General features: G+C 70.9%; 16 protein-coding genes. 5 read left to right on the top strand and 11 right to left on the bottom strand.

The window, feature by feature from the left end; genetic code table 11:
- Positions 1 to 37: 37 nt before the first annotated feature.
- From BEN78_07555 to BEN78_07525, 7 genes are all read right to left on the bottom strand, one after another.
- Positions 38 to 1,159, bottom strand: a complete 1,122-nt coding sequence (locus tag BEN78_07555) for an alpha/beta hydrolase (GenBank protein ASR43253.1) — start codon at positions 1,157 to 1,159, stop codon at positions 38 to 40.
- Positions 1,156 to 1,959 carry an acetyltransferase gene (locus BEN78_07550; protein ID ASR43252.1) on the bottom strand — a complete coding sequence of 268 codons (804 nt, stop codon included), beginning with the start codon at positions 1,957 to 1,959 and terminating at the stop codon, positions 1,156 to 1,158. Before BEN78_07550 ends, BEN78_07555 begins: the two co-directional genes overlap by 4 nt.
- 55 nt (positions 1,960 to 2,014) lie before the next feature.
- Positions 2,015 to 2,431, bottom strand: coding sequence for a thioesterase (locus BEN78_07545; protein ID ASR43251.1), 417 nt, complete (start codon positions 2,429 to 2,431; stop codon positions 2,015 to 2,017).
- Between the two features lie 977 nt (positions 2,432 to 3,408).
- Complete coding sequence (locus BEN78_07540; protein ID ASR43250.1) at positions 3,409 to 5,355, bottom strand: cardiolipin synthase; 1,947 nt, start codon at positions 5,353 to 5,355, stop codon at positions 3,409 to 3,411.
- Positions 5,355 to 5,978, bottom strand: coding sequence for a hypothetical protein (locus BEN78_07535; GenBank protein ASR44997.1), 624 nt, complete (start codon positions 5,976 to 5,978; stop codon positions 5,355 to 5,357). The genes BEN78_07540 and BEN78_07535 overlap by 1 nt, the downstream gene beginning before the upstream one ends.
- Positions 5,979 to 5,995: 17 nt before the next feature.
- Positions 5,996 to 6,472: a phosphoglycerate mutase gene (locus BEN78_07530; GenBank protein ASR43249.1), complete on the bottom strand. Its 477-nt coding sequence runs from the start codon at positions 6,470 to 6,472 to the stop codon at positions 5,996 to 5,998.
- A gap of 42 nt (positions 6,473 to 6,514) precedes the next feature.
- Positions 6,515 to 7,147, bottom strand: a complete 633-nt coding sequence (locus tag BEN78_07525) for a CMP-binding protein (GenBank protein ID ASR43248.1) — start codon at positions 7,145 to 7,147, stop codon at positions 6,515 to 6,517.
- Between the two features lie 191 nt (positions 7,148 to 7,338).
- On the opposite strand from BEN78_07525, the gene BEN78_07520 reads away from it, so the two are divergent.
- The gene (locus tag BEN78_07520; protein ID ASR43247.1) at positions 7,339 to 7,725 is read left to right on the top strand and encodes a methicillin resistance protein; all 387 of its coding nucleotides are present in this window, start codon (positions 7,339 to 7,341) and stop codon (positions 7,723 to 7,725) included.
- 2 nt (positions 7,726 to 7,727) lie between these two features.
- The gene (locus BEN78_07515) at positions 7,728 to 9,581 is read left to right on the top strand and encodes a hypothetical protein (protein ID ASR43246.1); all 1,854 of its coding nucleotides are present in this window, start codon (positions 7,728 to 7,730) and stop codon (positions 9,579 to 9,581) included.
- 139 nt (positions 9,582 to 9,720) lie between these two features.
- On the opposite strand, the gene BEN78_07510 is transcribed toward BEN78_07515, so the two are convergent.
- Positions 9,721 to 10,896: an alpha/beta hydrolase gene (locus tag BEN78_07510; GenBank protein ID ASR43245.1), complete on the bottom strand. Its 1,176-nt coding sequence runs from the start codon at positions 10,894 to 10,896 to the stop codon at positions 9,721 to 9,723.
- A gap of 338 nt (positions 10,897 to 11,234) precedes the next feature.
- Between BEN78_07510 and BEN78_07505 the strand changes: the two genes are divergently transcribed.
- Positions 11,235 to 11,828, top strand: coding sequence for a hypothetical protein (locus BEN78_07505; protein ASR43244.1), 594 nt, complete (start codon positions 11,235 to 11,237; stop codon positions 11,826 to 11,828).
- An 8-nt stretch (positions 11,829 to 11,836) separates the two neighbouring features.
- Positions 11,837 to 12,016, top strand: a complete 180-nt coding sequence (locus BEN78_07500; protein ASR43243.1) for a hypothetical protein — start codon at positions 11,837 to 11,839, stop codon at positions 12,014 to 12,016.
- Between the two features lie 23 nt (positions 12,017 to 12,039).
- Here the strand turns inward: BEN78_07500 and BEN78_07495 are convergent, their stop codons facing one another.
- The 3 genes from BEN78_07495 to BEN78_07485 all read right to left on the bottom strand — a co-directional run bounded on the left by BEN78_07495 (position 12,040) and on the right by BEN78_07485 (position 17,075).
- Positions 12,040 to 12,939, bottom strand: coding sequence for a hypothetical protein (locus BEN78_07495; GenBank protein ASR44996.1), 900 nt, complete (start codon positions 12,937 to 12,939; stop codon positions 12,040 to 12,042).
- A 701-nt stretch (positions 12,940 to 13,640) separates the two neighbouring features.
- Positions 13,641 to 15,341 (bottom strand): gamma-glutamyltransferase, encoded by a 1,701-nt coding sequence (locus tag BEN78_07490; protein ID ASR43242.1) that lies wholly within the window; start codon positions 15,339 to 15,341, stop codon positions 13,641 to 13,643.
- 159 nt (positions 15,342 to 15,500) lie between these two features.
- The gene (locus BEN78_07485; protein ASR43241.1) at positions 15,501 to 17,075 is read right to left on the bottom strand and encodes a hypothetical protein; all 1,575 of its coding nucleotides are present in this window, start codon (positions 17,073 to 17,075) and stop codon (positions 15,501 to 15,503) included.
- A 344-nt stretch (positions 17,076 to 17,419) separates the two neighbouring features.
- Between BEN78_07485 and BEN78_07480 the strand changes: the two genes are divergently transcribed.
- On the top strand, positions 17,420 to 18,865 hold the full coding sequence (locus BEN78_07480; GenBank protein ID ASR43240.1) for a hypothetical protein: 1,446 nt from the start codon (positions 17,420 to 17,422) through the stop codon (positions 18,863 to 18,865).
- The last annotated feature ends 290 nt before the right edge of the window (positions 18,866 to 19,155 follow it).

The following is a 19,155-nucleotide window of genomic DNA, read 5'->3' as shown; positions in this document are numbered from 1 at the left end:
GCGCGCGTGCCCCACCCGCCGCGCTGTGCGGCTCTGCTCAGCCGGCGCCGGGTGCCAGGTCGCTGCCGATCGCATTGGCCAGCCGGGTCCGCATGCCCGCCTCGCGTGCCGCGTCGGCATGCGCGTCGAGCCGCGCGGCCACCCAGCGTTCGGCGAACCCGTCGAGGTGGGCGTCGAGCAGGAATCCACAGTGCCCGCCCCAGCGGCTGAGCTCGATGCGCGCATGCGCCGGCAGTGCCAGGGTGTGGAATGCGTCGAGCGGGATCACCGGGTCGTCGGCCGCCATCAGGATGTCGGTCGGCACCTGCAGGCCGGCCAGGCGGTCGCCGGCGACCGAGTAGCCATCGAAATAGTTGTCGAGCGTGCCGAAGTCGGTGTGGGTCTGGACCAGCCATTCGGTCAGCTCGCGCATGCCCAGGCGCAGGGTCGCATCGTCGAAGGCGTGGCGATCGGGAAACAGGTCGCGCTTGCGCCGCAGCGACGCGCGCCAGGTGCGTTCGAAGTGCCGCAGGTACAGCCGGTGCCCACGCTCCATGTACACCATCGTGCGCGCCGGATCGACCACCGGGCACACCGAGGCCACGCCCGCCAGTTGCAGGCCGACCGCCGGCGCGCGCAGCGCCAGACGCAGCACGAAGTTGCCGCCGAGCGAATACCCGGCGGCGACCATCGGCCGGGCCGGAAAGCGCCGCGCCACGTCGAGCGCGGCGTGCACGACCTCGTCGATCCGGTTGGAGTGGAAGATCGCCTCGTTGAGGTGATGACTGCCGCCGTGATCGCGGAAGTTCAGCCGGAACACCTCGTAGCCGCGCTCGAGCATCCGCGCCGCGGTCAAGCGCATGTAGCTCGATTCGGTGCTGCCTTCCCACCCGTGCAACAGCAGGGCCAGCCCGCGCGACGCAGTCCCGGGCACCACCGAATGCAGGCCGTGCAGGCGAACGCCCTCCCCGCCGTCGATCAGATGCTCGGTGGTCACCGCACCGGTCGCCGCGAGCAGCCGCGCGCCGCGTCGGCGTCGCCAGGGGCTGCTGCCGAGCACGGTCTGCACATGCGGGCTGCGCAGCCAGGCTGGCGGCATGTAGTCGCTGCCGCGCAGGCCGCCATCGGCGCCCGGCAGCCGGTGGGCATCCGCCGTCGCCGACGGATGCGCCGCGGTCATCCCGCCGCCTCCAGCGCCGCGACGATGCGCTCGCGCGAGACATCGGCGATCCGGCGCCGGCCTTCGCCCTCGCCCGGCAGGATCGGCTCGAGGAAGATCACGTCGGCCTGCCGCGGCGCCTCGCCGAGCAAGCGCAGAAAGTTGGCGAAGAACGACTCGCGCTCGCGGAACGCCACGATCGTCTGCGCCGCGCCGCCGACGCCGTAGCGCAGGGCGACCGGCTGCACCGCGACATTGGCCTCGACCGCGGCCAGGAAGATGCGCGCATGGAACGGCCCGACATGCGTGCCGCCGCGCGTGCGTCCTTCGGGAAACACCGCGACCGGGCGCCCGGCGCGCAGCCGCGCGAGCATTTCCTGCAGCACCCCGCCCAGCGATTCCTGGCTGCCGCGCTGGTGGAAGATCGTCTCCCCGCGCGCGGCCAGCCAGCCCACCACCGGCCAGCCGGCGATCTCCCGCTTGGCGACGAAGCCCATCATCCGCTGGCTGTGCAGCGCGACGATATCGACCCAGCTCACATGGTTGGCGACGAACAGCGTCGCGCCGGGCAACGGCGTACCGATCCGGCGCATCCGGAAACCGAACACCCGCATCAGGCCGCCCTGCCACCAGCGGATCATCCGGTGGTCGATTCGCTCGCCGCTGGGCAGCGTGCGCGCGCCGATCGGCGGCACCATCGACAACAGCACCAGCGGCAGGTGCACGAAGACGTGCCACAACAGCATCGGCACGCGATACGCATAGCGCAAGGCGCGCACCGGCGGGCCGCCGGTGCTGGCATGAATGGGGGAGGACGTCATGCGCGCACCATACCCAAACCGATCACACGCGCGCCACTGCCTGACGAGGGTGCGCTCACGGCTTGGGGATCACCGCCAGCGTCAGCCGCGAGGCGCAAACCAGCCGACCGCCGGCATCCTCGATGCGGATGTCCCAGACCTGCGTGCTGCGGCCCACGTGCAGCGCGCGCGCGGTGCCGGTGACCGTGCCGCTGCGCACGCCGCGCAGGTGGTTGGCGTTGATCTCGATGCCGACGACGCCGCAGCCCTCGGGCGCGGCCAGACCGCCGGCGGTGCTGCCGATCGTCTCGGCCAGCAGCGCAGACGCGCCGCCGTGCAGCAGCCCGTAGGGCTGGTGGGTCCGCGCATCGACCGGCATGGTCGCGCGCACGTAATCGGGGCCGATCTCGGTGAAGACGATGCCGAGCGTGGCGATCGCGGTATTGGCCGACAGCGCGTTGAGCTGCTCGACCGTGGTGTCGCTGCGGAACATGCGGCGCGGAACTCCGGGCGGGAACGCGCCAGCTTAGGCCGTTCCTCGACGTGGCGCATGCACCGGTGCGTTGCGGTGCGGCCGGGCGGTCAGCGACGGGTCGGCGTCGCGCGGCCCTGCACGTTGGGGCTGGTCCGGCCGATCAGGCGAAGCGAAACCGCTGCGGCAGCGACCCGGCATCGCGACCGCGGGCACCGACGCCGGTCCGACGGCGGGCGGCCTGCGCGCGGACGGGATCGCGCGGCAGCGAAGACATCGGGGCGAGACGGGCGGCAGCGTGAACGATGGCGAGCATGCGGGTCATGGCGAAGGTCCGGGGCGAGGGCGTGGAGGGACGATCAGGCGACACGGAAGCGGCTGGGCACCGACGACTGGCTGTAGCTGCGCGGCGTGCCGTAGCCACTGCTGCGGCCGTAGCCGACGCCGAACGGACGGACATAGGCAGCGTTGGGGGCGGTCTGGGCGGGGGCGGTCTGGGTCTGCATGGTCGTGCTCCGGTGTGGCTGTGATTCGGTGTGTTGGTAGACTACAACACCACCGTTCGAGAACACCATGTGCCGGAGGTCATATCGGTGCCCGAACCCGTGATTGTTCAGCTTTTGTTTATTTTTGAGCCAAGAGGCCGCTCCGCGCCGATTGGGGGATTTGCCCGACTTGATCGATCCGGGCCGCACCGGACGCAATGCCCCGCAGGCGGGGGAAGGAGAAGAAAGCAGGACCGCGCGCGCGTGAGGGACGCCGCAAGGAGTGGGGACCGCGCGTGAGTGCCTCCTCCGCCTGCGGGGGAGGCCGGCGCGTGCAGCGCGCCGGGTGGGGGCACGGGCTTTCCCCACTAAGTGCCCTTCCCGCCTCCCTCGAAGAGCGAAAATGCACGCGTACGCGGGAAGCGGGCGCTCCTGACACGACCGGGGGAGCACGCACGTCACGTCCCTCGCCAGCCTGAGACGCCCCCCACAGCGCGCCGTCGCCGGCGCTCGCTACAGGATCGGCACCAGGCCTGCCCCGAAGGCGGTCGAAATCCGGGTCAGCAGGCTGCGCCAACCGAGGCTGACTTCGGGGAAGTCACCGACAGGCACGTAACAGGCACGAAAGCCGGGATCGTCGGGCGACAGCGGTTCCGGGCAATCGGGCCCGGGCCGGAACTCATAGCTGGTCGCATAGCGCGTGGGCCACAGGTCGAACACCGGCAATCGCTCGGAGATCTTCGCCATCGTGTAGTCGATGCCGGAGAAGAACGGCGGCTTGTCGCGCCGGGCAATGGTCCACGAGTTCGCCGGCGCGATGTCGCGATGGATGCTCGCCGCCAACCGGCGTGCGAAGGCAGGGTCGGCGATGACGATCGCACTTTCGGTGTTGAGCGTGTCGCCGCGCGGATCGAAGTTGTGCGTGCCGACGACGCCGACCCGGTCGTCGATCACCATCGACTTGGCATGCAGCCCGACGCGCACGCCGGCGCGGTTGAGCGGCACGCGCCGGTTCACGCCGATACCGGCGTAGCGCAGCGCCGAGTACTCGCGCGTGAGCGGCGGTGCGCTTTCGGGCCTGGCCGCGAGCGCGGCCTCCCGCGTCGTCGCCACGCCCTCTGCACCGCTCTCCTCGATGTTGACGCTGCCGTCGGCATTCCAGGAGATGCCGACTGCGCCGGTCGCCTCCAGATCGATCGGCGCGTCCTCGGGAAACGGCTTGTATTCGTAGATATGGAAGCCGAAATCGCGCAGATGCCGGCGCTTGTACTTGTAGGACAGCGCGTAGGTGATGAACGAATCGGTCGCCGCCAGGCTGTTGGTCGACACCGTGACCTGGGGCGGATCGGGCCGTTCGCGCAGCGTCTCGAACATCTGCTCGGCCGGCTTGGACAGCACCAGGTACGGGGTCTGCAGCAGCACATCGTGGTCGGCCGACTCGATCAATTCGCGCAGTCGCGGTGTAGCGGCGGTCGCGTCCTGCGCGCGCTCGTGGTCGCGCTTGTGCTTGGCCGGCAGGTCGCCGATGAACTCCACGTGGCCCACCTCGAGCGCGGCCGCGGCCAGACGCTGCTGCACCAGCACCGCATCGCTGGCGTCGGCCGAGACCGAGGCCACGCGCTCGGGCCGCGCATAGTCCAGGAACGACACATCGGGCACACCGCCGCGCAGCAGATGCTGGCCGACGTCGGTGAGTTGCTCGACCGGCGTGCTCAGCGACGACTGCCAGAACGCCTCGAAGTTCGCGGCCATGTCGGCCACCACCGGGCCGGCGACCAGAACATCGCGGTCGCGGAAGTTGAAGCTGTCGTTCCAGTCGAAATAGTCGTCCTGGTAGTTGCGGCCGCCGGTGATGCCGACCAGGCCGTCGACCAGCAGCGCCTTGCTGTGCATGCGCTGATTGAGCCGGCGCCAGCAACACGCCGCGGCCAGTGCGTAGCGCGGATAGCTGATGCGTGCGCGGCCGAGCACTGGGTTGTAGATGCGCAGCTCGAAACCGACATGCGCACCGGCCAGCGCGGTGAGGGTCTCGACGGTGCGCAGCGCCGAGAGCTGGTCGACCAGCAGCCGCACGCGCACGCCGCGGCGGGCGGCGGCCAACAGTTCCTCGAGCACCAGATGGCCCGAATCGTCCTCGTCGAAGATGTAGGTCTGCACATCGAGGGTGTGCTGCGCGCCGCGGATCAGGTCCAGCCGCGCGATCAACGCATCCTGTCCGTACTCGAGCAACAATGCCGAGTGACGCGGCGCCTCGGGCGCGCTGCGTGCGAAGGCGCGCACGCCCAGTTCGCGCAACGGCGACGGCGTCGCGCAGGCGTCGGCACGCTCGCACACGATGGTGGTGTCGCGCGCCTCAATCGCGATCTGCGCCGCACGTTCGCGCTGCGCGGACGTGAGCGTTGTACAGGCGCCGGTGGCCAGCGTGGCCGCCAGCAGCAGGGCACGTCCGATCCAGCGCATCAGTGCGGCTCCACCGCCCGGATCCGCAGCGTGAAGCGGACCTGGTCGGACAAGGCGTAGCCCCAACGGTCCATCGCATAACGACTTCTGCGGACATCGCCCTCGCCCACGACGTCACAATCCACGGCCGGACGCGCGCACTGCGCCTGCGCGATCCGGAATGTCTCGCGCTGGGCGATGCCGCGGATGCTCAGCACGCCGGTCATCGCACCGCCCTCGCGCGCGAGCGTCGGCGGATAGGGATCGGACACGAACCGCACTTCGGGATGGCGCTCGACATCGAAGAAGCCGGCGCCCCGGGTGATGCGGGTGTAGCTGCGACTGCCGACGATCTCCACGCCGCCGGTGGGCAGCGTCAAGTGCACCTGATGCCGCCCGTCGGGCAGCACCACGATCTCACCGCGCCAATCCTCGAACCGGCCTTCGAGCTGCTGGCCCCAGCGCGTGCGCAACTGGAAGCCGATGTCCGAGCGCGCGGTGTCGAGCACCAGCGCACGGGTCTCGCTCGCCAGCACCGGCGCAGCCGTGATCGCCGCCAGCCACAGGCTTGCCACCAGCAGCCACGCGGCGACAGGCGAAGGCCTGCTGCCCGCATGCGCAATGCGCCCCCGCGTCGTTGGCATCGTCCCGAACGTGACGCTCAGGGCCACCAGAACGCCGACAGGTCGGCGACGCCCGGCTCGACCGCGGCATCGTCGCGCAGGCTCAACACCGCGATGCCGCCGGGCGGCATGCCGCGGTAGTCGCCCGACTGGCCGCTGTGCAGCAGCGCCGCGAGCCGCTCAAGGCCGGGGTTGTGGCCGACCAGCAGCAACCGCCCGACCTCGCGATGGTCGTCGACCAGGCCGGCCAGCGTGCCGGGCGTGGCTTCGTAGATCGCAGGTTCCAGGCGCTGATCGACGTAGCCGACCACGCCCAGCACCGCCTCGAGCGTCTCGCGCGTGCGCCTGGCCGGCGAGCAGAGCACGCAGTCGGGGATCAGCGCCTTGTCGCGCAACCAGCGCCCGGCGGCCTCGGCCTCGGCCAGGCCCTCGGCCGACAGCGGACGGTCGATGTCCGCCTGTCCGGGCAGCGCAGGGTCGGCGTGGGCGTGGCGGAGCAGGATCAGTTCGCGCATGGGCGTGGCGGTCTCGTCGTCGGGTCGGGATCGGGTGCGCGGTTACTTCTTCAGCCACTTCAGCAGCGGCGTCCAATCGTCCTGATGCTCGCGCACCTGCGCCGAATGGTAGTCGAACAGGCTGCGGCCCAGCCCCACGAGCATGACGTAGGCCTGGCTGTCGCGCAGCTGCGCGACCACCGGGTACGGCCATTGCGCGAGCAGATCGAGCGCCTGCTGCGAGGCATTGGTCCACGGCCGCAACCGATTGGCGACCAGGCCCACGCGGGTGCTGCCGCGACGCACATGCGGATGACGGGCCAGCGTGTTCAGAAAGCCCACCGTCGCATCGATGTCGAGCGCCGACGGCAGCACCGGCACCACGATCGCATCGGCGGCTTCCAGATAGGCGTCCAGATCGTCGGCCATCGCACCGGCGGCGGCGTCGATGATCAACCGCGTCGTGCCCTCGGGGACCGCCGCCAGCACCTTGCGGTGCCGCGCACTGCCGTCGATCGGCAGCACCGCGCTGTCGAGTCCGGCGCGGCGCTCGGCCCAGCGGGTGGAGGAGTGCTGCGGGTCGGCATCGACCAGCACGGTCGACTCGCCCGCCAGCGCCGCATGCGCAGCGAGATGGGTGGCGATCGTGGTCTTGCCGACGCCGCCCTTGGAACTGGCCACCAACACGGTCTTCATCGAAGTCTTCCGCAGGTCCGGTCGCGGCCAGCGTACACCGGCGAGCGGACAGGCGTGTGTGGAGTCCCGGACAAGCCGAAATCGGTCGATTGCGGCACGTCGCCCGGTACACCCATGCCATCGGTCATGGTTGACGACAACTGTCGTCACGCCTAGCCTGACGACATCTGTAGTCAACCGGGAATACCAGCATGGCCAGATCCACGATCGGAGACCAGGAGCTCGCCTTGCTCCAGTCGATCGGACAGCAAGGCGACGCGACGGTCGGCGAAGTCGCCGCCGACTTCGGCGAGGCGCGCGGCCTGGCGCGCTCGACGGTGCTCACGATGATGGAGCGCCTGCGCGCCAAAGGCTATCTGCGCCGCCACCGCGTCGACGGTGTCTACCGCTATGCCGCCACGCGCGGCGAGGACGACGTGGTGCAGGGCGCGGTCGCGGCCTTCGTCGAGAAGACCCTGCAGGGCTCGGTGAGCCCGTTCGTGGCCTTCATGTCCAAGCGCGGCAAGGTCAGCGACGACGAGCTGGCCGAACTCGAGGCGCTGGTCGCACGCCTGCAATCCGAGCGCGGGGAGGATTGAGCATGGACACCACGATCGCGATGCTGCTCGAACGCCTGGCCACGACCAGCCTGCACACCCTGGTGCTCGCCGCCGTGGTCTGGGGCCTGTGTCGCTGGCTGCCGCGGCTGTCCGCCGCCAGCCAGTGCTGGCTGTGGTGGCTGGTGGGTCTGCAGGCCGTGCTGGGCCTGACCGTCGGCCCGCTGGAACTGCCGTGGCTGCCGGCCACCGCCCCGCCGCCGATGCCGGCACTGGCGCTGCCCGCCAGCGACGTCGCGATCGTCGCCGTGCAGGCGCCGCAGGTCGCCGCGCCGTTGTGGCCGGTCGCGATCGCGGCGCTGTGGGCCGCCGGCGTCCTGGTGATGGCTGCCGGCACGCTGCGCGGTTGGCGCGAGGCCCGCGCCGTCGTCCGCAGCGCGCGTCCCTGCACCGACGCCTCGCTGACCCAGGCGCTGGCGCTGGCCTGCGAGGCCCACGGCCTGCGGCGGGTGCCGACACTGCGGATCTCCGCCCGGATCGCCTCGCCGCAACTGGTCGGTGCCCTGCGCCCGACATTGCTGCTGCCCGAGCAGACCGCGCTCGACAGCGACGAGCTGGACATGGCGCTGACGCATGAGCTGGTGCATCTGCGCCGCGGCGACCTGTGGCTGGGCTGGGTCCCGACGCTGGCGCGCCACCTGCTGTTCTTCCACCCCCTGGTGCATCTGGCCGTGCGCGAGTACGGCATCGCCCGCGAGGCCGCCTGCGACGCTGCGGTGGTCGCCGGCGACCACCGCTGCCGGCACGGCTACGGTCGATTGCTGGTGCGCCTGGGCGTCACGCCCGGCCGGCCCGCGTGCCTGGCCAGTGCCTCACCGACCTTCCTGAGCCTCAAGCGGAGACTGACCATGCTGCAGACCACGCATTCCTCCTCGCGCCTGGGCGCCTCTGTGCTGCTGCTCGGGGTCGCCGTCGCCGGCGTGCTGCCGCTGCGGCTGGTCGCAGCGCCCGCCGCCGCGGTGCCGCCGGTGCCAGCCGCTGCCGCGACCCCCACGCGCCCGGTGCTGCCAGTGGCACCGGCAACGCCGGCAGCGCCTGCCGCCCCTGCACGCCCGGCAATCACCGCGGCGGTGGCCGCCGCGCTCAGCGCAGAAGAGGTTGCCAAGATCGCCGCCGCCGCGGCGCAAGAGGCCGAGGCCGCGATCAGGTCGGTCGACATCGCCGCGATCACGGCCGCCGCCACGTCCGAAGCCCTGGCCGCCGCCGCACCCGCAATCGCGTCGTCGCTCGCCTCGGCGACGACGGTCGGCACCCGTCAGGTCCAGATCTCCGGCCGGACGTCCCAAGCCTATGTGCGGAGCCGCGGCGGCGCCGATTTCGCCATGAGCGGGTCGACGGAGGATTTCGAGGAAGCCAAGCGCCAGACCGGCAGCGGCGATGCGCTGTGGCTGCGACGTGGCAACGACCGCTATCTGATCCGCGACCCCGCCACCCTGCGCCGCTTCGACACGCTCTTCGAACCCGTCGCCCGCCTGGGCCGCGAGCAGGGCGAGCTGGGCACGCAGCAAGGTCGGCTGGGCGGGGAGCAAGGCCGGCTCGGCGCCGAGCAGGGCGTTCTGAGCCAGCGACAGGCCCGCCTGGCCACCGCCGCCGCGCAGCGCGCACTGGCCGGCAACGGCAACGTCCCGGCCAGCGAACAGCGCGACCTCGACGAGATCGCGGCGCGCCAGCGCGAGCTCGGCGACCGTCAACGTGCGCTGGGCCGACAGCAGGCCGAACTGGGCCGCCAACAGGGCGCGCTCGGCAAGCGCCAGGCCGAAGCCAGCCGCCAGGTCGAAGCGGCCCTGCCGCGCCTGCTCGATGACGCGCTGGCCGCCGGCAAGGCGCAGCGGCTGTAACGGTGGCCGCGACAGTGGGCGATGCGCGGGGCCATGGCCCGCGCATCGCCCGCGAACCTGCCCCGGTACCGGTGCGGCCTTGCGACGGGTGCACGTCCGACGCCCCTACACCGCCATCCCGCGACGGCCGCCCGATCGATCACGCCGCCTGAGGACGCGCGGACCGCGGCGCAGACGGCCCCAGGCCGATCGAGCACAACCAGTTCAACACCACTTCGCGCGCGACGTGTTTGTTGTCGACCTGGCAGTGCTCGAGTCCACCGAGCCGGCGATCCTCGATCGGCAGGAATGTCTTGTGCTTCGAACCGGCCTGCTCGTAGTTGGTCAGCGCTTGTCTGAGCGGATCAGGCTGCACCAGCGCCTCCTCTGCGCCGTGGACCACCAGTAACGGGCATTGGATCTGATGCAGGATACCCTCGAGGTCGTAGGCGAACTGCGGGTCGTTGGCGAAGTCCTCCAGGCTTTTCGCGCCGAGGATGCGAAGGCCGTGAGCGGCCAGGCTCGGCGGCATCCACTTGAGCATGGCGGCCCAGTCGAACTTGTGCGTGCCGCCGTCCGAGATCACCGCGGCAATGCGCTGATCGAATGCGGCGAAACGCAGCGCATCGTAGCCGGCGAAGCTTTCGCCGAACACGATGATGCGATCGGGATCCACCTCCGGCCGGGTCAGCAGAAAGTCGACGGCCCTGGAGTGGAACGCCTCGCTATCGGCGCGCCGCGTCTTGCCCTTCTCATACAGCGACAGTCCCGTTCCCGGCTGGTCGTAGACGAAGAAGTTGTATCCGCTTTCGATGAAGGCCGGTCCGAGGTTGAAATAGTTCTCCGACGAATGCTCTTCGCCGCCGTTGAGCGCGAACAAGGTCGGCTTCGGGCCCTCGATCCAGTCGGGCGAGAAGAAGTAGCCGTCCAGTTGGACATCCTCGTACGCAACCTGGACCTTCTCCGGTTTGACGTCGAAGTACTGGCCGGCCGCCTCGAACAGCGCGGTCGACTTGCGGATCAGACGGACCTTCTCGGCCTCATCGTTCTTGACCATGAACTCGGCGGTGCGTGCGTAGTTGCAGGCGCGCGCATAGGCCGCTCTCGCCGCGTACCAGTTCCCGAGCGCCTCGGCGCGCTGCGCGTGCCGCTCGACGGCCTCCGCCGTTGTCAGCCACTCCCGCACCCACGTTTCGTCGTTGTCGGGATCGATGTGCTTGCACGCCTCGAAGATTTCCGTGGCATCGGCAAATCCGAGCGAGGCGAGCCCCAGGATCTTCGTCACCTGGAACGACTTTCCGTAGTGCTCCGGCCAATGGCTGAATTCGATCGTCACTGCGTTTGCTCCGTCGATAAGAAAGGTGCAACGGCGAGACCGTGACGGCGGTGCGCGGCGCCTGGCGTGCATCGCGGTCGCCCGACCTGCCGGAAAGACAGGGGTCGGCCTCCCGTGCCGATGCACGATAGCTAATTATTTCTCCTTGCGCAATTTTTCTTGTTAAGCAAATTTATTGGCAAGACGACACGGCTCGGGTCCACCCGTCGCGACGGCTCGATTCCCGACGGTTGGATGCGGCGGATGGCCTGACTGATACTTACCGATGCTCGAGCACGCTCGAAGACGGCCGCTGACAGCAGGCCCGCCCGTCCATCCGTCCCGGAAAGCTCGATTCGATGAGTACAGCGTCCCCCGTCGTGGGCCTTCGTGAACGCAAGAAGCGTGCGTTGCGCGCAAACCTGAGCGCGATCGCACTGGCCCACGCGCTCGAACGCGGGGTCGCGCACGTGCGCGTGGAAGACATCGCCGCCGAGGCCGACGTCTCGACCCGGACCTTCAACAACTATTTCTCCAGCAAGGAAGCGGCCATCGTCGGCAGCGTCACGATCCGCGCGGAGCACTTCTGCGAGATCCTCGCCAAGCAGCCGGTCGACCGGTCTCTACACGACGCGCTGCGCGCAACGGCGTTGACACTGTTCGAGGAAGAACCCGATCGCGACTGGATCGCCCGGGGCCGGCTGATCCGCAAAGAGCCTTCGCTGTTCGCCGAAGCGGCCAAGGCGGATCGGGACATCGAACAGGCGATCGCCGCGGCAATCGGCCAGCGCATCGGTGCCGATCCGGCCGTCAGCCTGGCCCCGCGCCTGGCCGCAGCGCTGGTCATGTCGGCGATGCATGCCGCCGTCGAGTTCTGGCTCGACGCCGAACACGGTGCGCTGATCGATGTGATCGGCGACGCGATGTCCCATTTCCGGATCGAGGCCATCTGATCCCGCCATTGGCGCGCTGGTCGTTCGTCGCTGCAGCGATCTGTACGTTTCCCGACGCGGCGGCCGCCGACGCCGATCCGGAGTGTCGCGGCGACGACACGGTCGTGATGGCCGTGCCCGTGCGTCTGACCTACGCGTTCGTGTTCGACGCGCACACCGTGCGCGGGCGTGCGATCAAACGCGACTGACCACGCGCACGCGACGCGACGGATCAACGCATCGGTTGCCAGTCCGCCGGCGGCGTCAGCGACACGCCCGCCTCCTGCAGCACGCGCTCGACCAGTGCGACTTCGCTGCGGATCGACGGCTCGGCGAGCAGGCGCACGAGTTGCGCGGCGCCATCGCGTGGCTGCGACCCGGCGATGCGCCCCCACTCGAGCATCTGCCAGTCGAGCGTGCGCTGGCGCGATTGCGCGTCGCGCCGCTCGGCCGCGGTGGCCGCGGTGCGCGCCAGCAGTTCGAGACCGAGCATGCGACCCAGTTGGGTGTCGGCGGTCTCGGCCATCAGCGTGCCGATATGGCGGCAATCGCGCAGGCGGTCGGCGTCGCCGCGCAGCGCGTCTGGCGTGCAGGCCTGCAGCATCGGCGCCAGGCCCGGCGGTGGGAACGCGGCCCACAGCGTCATCGCGATCGTCGCCGCGTGTTCGTCGGCGATGTAGTCGCCCGCATCGGCGAGCGCCGCGCGTTCGGTCGCGGTCGGCGGGTGGCGCAGCAGCGCAGCCTGGATCCAGCGGACCTGCTCGAGCATGCCCAGGTCGAAGCGGCGCGCGGCGCGCGCATCGGCCAGCAGCGTGTCGACACGGCCGCCCCGATACAGCAGCGGCGCGAGGTTCTCCGGGTCGCTGCCGAGCCAGCGCTGCGCCGCGCGCAGACGAAGCGGGGCATCGCCGCCGGCCATCAGCAGCGCATTGGCGAGCGCATCGTCACCGGCCTTGTCCGCCGCGCTGCGCCGCCAGGCGTCGGCTTGCGCGTCGGCGGGCGCCGCCGACGACGGCGCGTCGTCATCGCGCGGCCCGTAGCCCGCCATCGTGGTCGCCGAGCGCAGCATCGCCGCCAGGGCGAGATCGCGCGGCTGTCCGTGGTCGGCGAGGGCGGCGGCGCTGCGCTGCAGCCAGTCGGTCCAGGCGCGCTGTTCGGCCTGCGACGGCGCGTCGGTCTGCGGCGCCTCGTCGAAGCGCGTGTACGGCGCCTGCGCCTGGGCGGCGGGAATCGCGAACGTTGCGATCAGCACGGCGAGCAGCATGGGGCGCATCGAGGACTTCCGGATGTCGGTCATCGGTGCAGGATACGCGGTGGGGATCGCGGGATGCCCCCACCCGGCGCCTGCGGCGCCGACCTCCCCCGCGAGCGGGGGAGGTGTCGCGATCTTCGGCACTGCAACGCGGCCCTCTCTTCCGCGCGCAGGGCGGTGCCACGATCTTCGGCATTGCAGCGCCGTGCTCCCTCCCCGCGTGCGGGGAGGGTTGGGGTGGGGGCGATCGGCCACGAGGGAACGTCGTTTGGATGTCGGGAAAAGCCCGCCCCCCACCCGCCGCGCTGCGCGCGTCGACCTCCCCGCGAGCGGGGGAGGTGTCGCGATCTTCGGCACTGCAACGCCGCAGCACTGTGCTCCCTCCCCCGCGTGCGGGCATTGCGCCCTTCACGGGTGGAGGGTTGGGGTGGGGGCGATCGGCCACGAGGGAACGTCGTTTGGATGCCGGGAAAAGCCCGCCCCCCACCCGCCGCGCTGTGCGCGTCGACCTCGCCCCGCAAGCGGGGGAGGTGGCGTGTCGAGCGCTGCGGCGAGCGCGGGCGCGCGACGCGCGCCTGGGGTCAGTAGCCGGCCGCCTGGCCGTCCTTGCGCGATTCGCTGGCGCCGATCCAGCCGCCGTGCGGGTTCTTCATGATCGCCTGGTAGCCGCCGTAGGGGCCGTGCGAGAAGCGCACCGAATGGCCTTTCATCATCAGCGCGCGCACGGTGTCGTACGAGAAACCGCTTTCCAGGTCGAGTTCGCCGCCGTCGGTCATCGCGGTGTTCTGCCCGGTCGGTTCGGTCGAGCCGTCGTGCTGGATCCGCGGCGCATCGCCGGCCTCCTGCAGGTTCATGCCGAAGTCGATCATGTTGATCAGGATCTGCACATGGCCCTGCGGCTGCATCGCACCGCCCATCACGCCGAAGCTCAGCCACGGCTCACCGTCGCGGGTCGCGAACGCGGGGATGATCGTGTGGAACGGCCGCTTGCCCGGCGCGTAGCCGTTGGGATGGTCGGCCTTGAGCACGAACTGCTCGCCGCGGTCCTGCAGGATGAAGCCCAGGCCTGGCGGGGCCATGCCACTGCCCATGCCGCGGTAGTTGGACTGGATCAGCGAGACCATCATGCCGTCGGCATCGGCGGTGGTCAGGTAGATCGTGTCGCCTTCGTCGAGTTGGCGCGGCGTGCCGGGCTGCACCTCGCGCAGCGCGCGGTCCATCGAGATCAGCTGCCCGCGCTCACGCGCGTAGTCCTTGGAGATCAGCCGTGCGACCGGTGCCGGATGGAACGCCGGATCGGCATACCAGCGGGCGCGATCGGCGAACGCGAGTTTCTTGGCCTCGGTGAACAGGTGCACGTGTTCGGGACTGCCGAAACCGTAGGACGCGAGGTCGTAGGGTTCGAGCAGGTTGAGGATCTGCAGCGCCGCGATGCCCTGCCCACTGGGCGGCAGCTCCCAGACATCGACGCCGCGGTAGTTGGTCGACACCGGCTCGACCCAGTTGCCAGTGTGCGCGGCCATGTCCTCGTACGACAGGAAGCCGTCGTTGGCGGCGAAGTAGTCGCTGATCGTGCGCGCGATCTGCCCCTTGTAGAACGCATCGCGGCCGCCGTCGGCGATCGCCTGCAAGGTATTGGCGAGATTGGGGTTGCGCCAGGTCTCGCCCTTGCGCGGCGCACGGCCATCGATCGTGAACTGCTCGGTGAAGCCCGGCCACTGCGACAGCCGCGGCACCGACCGGTCCCAGTAGTAGGCGATGACTTCATGCACGGGGTGGCCCTCGCGCGCGTAGCGGATCGCCGGCGCGAGGTTGTCGGCCATCGCGCGCCGACCGAAGCGACCATGCAGCGCGAACCAGCCATCGACCGCGCCGGGCACGGTGACCGGCAGCGGACCGTGCGACGGGATGTCGGTCAGCCCGCGACGCGCGAACTCGGCCAGGGTCAGCGACTGCGGCGACCGGCCGGAGCCGTCGTAGCCGTACAGCCGCCGCGTCTTCGGGTCCCAGACGATCGCGAACAGGTCGCCGCCGATGCCGTTGCCGGTCGGCTCCATCAGCCCGAGCGCGGCGTTGGCGGCGATCGCGGCATCGACCGCCGAGCCTCCGGCGCGCATCGTGTCGAGTGCGATCTGGGTCGCCAGCGGGTGCGAGGTCGCAGCCATCGCGTGCGGTGCGAGCACTTCGCTGCGGGTCGCGAACGCACGGCCGGTGATGCGGTCGGCGGCGGCGGCGGGCAACGCGATGGCCAGGGCGGCGCAGGCGGCCAGGACGAGGCGCATGGCGGGTCTCCTTCGGGTGATCGGCGACAGTAACGTATCGCGGCAGCCGCGCGCCGCCGCGCGTCGCAGTCCTCGGCATTGCGTGGACGGCACAGGGTGCGGCTGTGCTGCGCGCGTGCGTCCAGCGCGACAGGCCCTGCGTCGGAAGACGCGGGGCCGTTACGGCGCGGGCATGTCCGCGCCCGGCGCAGTATCGACGGCGGGCGGCTGCCCGTCGTCGAAGCGGCCACGGATCGGGAACGGCTGCGGCTGCGGCCGCGGCACCGGGGCCTCCTCCAGCCGGCGCAGCAGTTCGCTGATGCCACGGTCGAGCTGCGCGTCCTCACCGCGCCACGCCGCGTGCGGCAGGTTGTCGACCGCGATGTCCGGATCGACACCGCGCCCCTCGATCAACCAGCGGCCGTCGCGGTCGAACTGCGCATTCTGCGCCGCGCGCATCACCCCGCGATCGACCAGCCGGTTGCTGTCGCTCAGCCACACCCCGGCACCGGCCGTGCGCTGGCCGATCACCGGCCCCAGCCCCAGCGCCTGCACACCGGCGGAGAAGGTCTCGCCGTCGGAATAGGTCAGCGCATCGGCCAGCACCACCAAGTGGCCGCGGAAGCTCTGCTGCATGTTCCAGTACGGCGCCGAGCCCGGCGGCGCCCAGAACGCCCAGGCGCGGCGCAACAGCGTGCCCAGCACCCAGCTGTCGATGTTGCCGCCGCGGTTGCGGCGCACGTCGATGACCAGGCCTTCGCGGTCGATGTTGGCGTAGAACTCGCGCGCAAAGGCGGCGATGTCGTTGGCGCCCATCGCGTACAGGTGCAGATAGCCGATCCGGCCGTCGGTCGCCTGCTCGACGTGCTCGCGGCGCGACTGTACCCAGTCGTCGTAGCGCAGCTGCGCATCGCGCTCCATCGTCACCGGTACCGTGACGGTACTGCGCGCAGCGCCGTCGCGGCGGTAGTCGAGCCGCACCTGCTGTCCGGCCTGGTGCTCGAGGCGCAAGGCGACGTCGGCGGGTGTGCGCACCGGCTGGCCATTGATCGCGGTGATCACGTCACCGGCGCGCAGCGCGGTGCCGGGCCGGGCCAGCGGCGCGCGCGCATCCGGCAGTTCCGGATCGCTGCGATAGACATGGCGCAGGCGCACGCCGTCGGCATGGGCCTCGTACACACCGCCGAGCGAGGCCGGCACCGGACGCTCGGGGTCCTGGCGGTACTCGCCACCGCGCACCTGCGAGTGCAGCACGCCCAGCTCGGCCACCATCTGCCGCAACAGGTCGTCGAGTTCGGTGCGTTCGCCCACGCGCGGCAGCAATGGGCGGTACTTGTTGCCGATCGCCACCCAATCCTGCCCGCGCAGGCCGGGATCGAACAGGTAGTCGCGCTGCATGCGCCAGGCATCGTCGAACATCTGTGCCCATTCGCGCGCCGGCTCGACCGCCAGGCGCCAGTCGCCGATCCGGACCTGGTACGGCTCGAGGTCGTCGGGCAGCTTGTCGGCGACCGGGACGAGGTACATCGCCCCCGGCCCATCGCGTTCGGCGGTGCGGTAGAACAGCGTCTTGCCGTCGGCCGACAGGCCGAACTCGGCGACATGCTCGGCGAAGGTCTCGATGCGCGCGCGCTCGGCGCGGTAGGCGATGCTGCGCAACACCGGCGTGGCCTCGGCCTGCGAAGGCTGGTCGAGCACGAACAGGTGTTTCTGGCCGGCAGCCAGCGCGCGATAGTTGCCGGCCTCCACCGGCACCTCGTACAGCCGCGACGACAGCCCGGCGGTGACGATCCGCGGCAGCGCGCCGGACGCGGCCTCTTTTGCGTCCTCGGCCTTCTCGGCCTCGCGCTCGGGGTGTCGGCGTCGATCGCCGGATCGACCGCGCGCAGTTCGGTAGGCGGCTGGAACGCGAAGCGGTTGTCCGGCTGCAGCGCCAGCGCATAGAGGCGGGTGCGCCGGTCGAACATCGGCCCCATGTTGCGGTCGCCCCAGGGCGCACCCGGCGTCGCCCGGAACTCGCGCTCGGACAGGAAGTACAGCCAGCGGCCGTCGGCGGTGAACGCGGGCGAATGGCTGTTGTAGCGGTCGCTGGTCAGCACATGGCGCTGTCCGTCGGCGACGGTGTAGAGCACGATCTGCTCGCGCTGATAGCTCGTGTCCGGTCGCACCACGGCCAGCGCGCGACTGTCGGGCGCCCAGACGACGCCTTCGTACGCGCGCACCGGGCTCTGGTCGATCCGGCGGTTCTGCCCACTGCGCAGGTCCAGCAGCCACAGCGCACCGCTGAAATCGCTGTGGGCCAGCCAACGGCCATCGGGCGAGGGCGCCAGATCGAAGCGCTGGGTGCGGCCGTCGCGGGTCAGCGCCTCGCCGGGGCCGCTGCCGTCGGCGGGAAAGCGCCAGATCTCGTGCTCGCCGGTGGCATCGCCGATGGCGTAGAGCCAGCGCCCGTCGGGACTGACAACCGCATTGCGCGCCCGGCTGCCTTCCGGCAGCGCCGGCTCGATCCGGCGAAGCGCGCCGGTGCCGGCGAGCGCCACGCGCCCGCGTGCGGTCAGCGCGACCCGGCTGCCGTCTGCGGACACGCGCGCACTGTCGAGGAAGGCCAGCGGCCGGTCCAGCCAGCGCGTGCGCCGCGATGCGGTGTCGGTCGCCAGTGTCAGCGCGAGCACACGATCGTCGCCGCTGGCGAGGTCGTAGCGGGCGATGTCGGCACCGCGCTGGTAGACGATGCGCCCATCGCGCAGTTGCGCACCGCGCACCTCGAAATCGCGATGCGCGGTGAGCTGGCGCGGATCGCCGCCATCGGCATCGAAGGACCACAGATTGGGCACGCCGTCGGCATCGCTGATGACGTACAGGCGGCCCTGCCACCACATCGGCCGCGCCAGCGTGCCGACGTGGTCGGCGGCCAGGCGCACGGCTTCGCGGGCGCCGGGATCGAAGCGCCACAGCTGGCCGCGGGCGCCACCGCGGTACTCGCGCGCGTTGTCCTGGGTTACGGCCAGGCCGAAACGGATGAAGTACAGCCGCCCCTGGTCGTCGTACGTCGCCTCGCGCGCATCGGCCAGCGGCAATTCGCGCCGGGCCAGCGTGTCGGGATGCACCGCATGCAAGGTCCACGACCAGGTCGGCCCCACGCGTTGGTCAGTGGCGTAGAGCACCTCGCCTTGCGGCGTCCAGCCCTGCACCAGCACGCGCCCGCCCTCGAAGCTCAGGCGCTTGGGCACGCCACCGGCCAGCGGCATCACATAGGCCTCGGTGGCGCCGTCGTAGTCGGCCGCATAGGCCAGCCGGGTGCCGTCCGCGGAGATCGAGGGCTGGGTCTCGTTGGCCGGATGGCTGGTCAGGCGCCGGGCCTGGCCACCGTCGATGCCCGCCAGCCACAGGTCGCCTTCAGAGGCGAACACCAGATGCGCACCGTGCAGAGCGGGATCGCGGTAATAGCCGGTCACCGCCGACGCCGGCCCGCACAGCAGCAGGCCGAGCAACGGCAGCAGGCACCAGGATCGCAGGCGCAGGGCCCGCGCGCGCAGCGACGGTGAAGTCATCAGGAGTCCCCAGACAGACGCGTCGCCACACGGGCGACCCAGTCCGCGAGCTTAAGCGGCGGGCGAACGTCGCACAGGCGCCGGAAGTCATGCGCGAGCCTGCGCCCATGTGCCCGCTGTCGCATTCTCATGCAGTCATGCGGGATCGCCGCGCCTCCGCCAGCTCGCCAGACACGGCGCGCGCGGCGCCGGGAGAGCGGACGCACGGCAGGTCCGACGCAACGGCAGCCGCGTCCCTCGATGCCCCCGAGCGCTGCCCGCGGCGGTCCCGCACGGTCACCCGC

This window comes from Xanthomonas citri pv. mangiferaeindicae (genome assembly GCA_002240395.1).
GTDB classification, from domain to species: Bacteria; Pseudomonadota; Gammaproteobacteria; order Xanthomonadales; family Xanthomonadaceae; genus Luteimonas; species Luteimonas citri_A.
This window is presented reverse-complemented; position numbering and strand designations above follow the sequence as displayed.

Bases quoted from the DNA above. Each gene is read 5' to 3' on its own strand.
- BEN78_07555 (ASR43253.1), bottom strand. From the start codon at position 1,159: ATGACCGCGGCGCATCCGTCGGCGACGGCGGATGCCCACCGGCTGCCG.
- BEN78_07550 (ASR43252.1), bottom strand. From the start codon at position 1,959: ATGACGTCCTCCCCCATTCATGCCAGCACCGGCGGCCCGCCGGTGCGC.
- BEN78_07545 (ASR43251.1), bottom strand. From the start codon at position 2,431: ATGTTCCGCAGCGACACCACGGTCGAGCAGCTCAACGCGCTGTCGGCC.
- BEN78_07540 (ASR43250.1), bottom strand. From the start codon at position 5,355: ATGCGCTGGATCGGACGTGCCCTGCTGCTGGCGGCCACGCTGGCCACC.
- BEN78_07535 (ASR44997.1), bottom strand. From the start codon at position 5,978: ATGCCAACGACGCGGGGGCGCATTGCGCATGCGGGCAGCAGGCCTTCG.
- BEN78_07530 (ASR43249.1), bottom strand. From the start codon at position 6,472: ATGCGCGAACTGATCCTGCTCCGCCACGCCCACGCCGACCCTGCGCTG.
- BEN78_07525 (ASR43248.1), bottom strand. From the start codon at position 7,147: ATGAAGACCGTGTTGGTGGCCAGTTCCAAGGGCGGCGTCGGCAAGACC.
- BEN78_07520 (ASR43247.1), top strand. From the start codon at position 7,339: ATGGCCAGATCCACGATCGGAGACCAGGAGCTCGCCTTGCTCCAGTCG.
- BEN78_07515 (ASR43246.1), top strand. From the start codon at position 7,728: ATGGACACCACGATCGCGATGCTGCTCGAACGCCTGGCCACGACCAGC.
- BEN78_07505 (ASR43244.1), top strand. From the start codon at position 11,235: ATGAGTACAGCGTCCCCCGTCGTGGGCCTTCGTGAACGCAAGAAGCGT.
- BEN78_07490 (ASR43242.1), bottom strand. From the start codon at position 15,341: ATGCGCCTCGTCCTGGCCGCCTGCGCCGCCCTGGCCATCGCGTTGCCC.
- BEN78_07480 (ASR43240.1), top strand. From the start codon at position 17,420: ATGGCGCTGTCCGTCGGCGACGGTGTAGAGCACGATCTGCTCGCGCTG.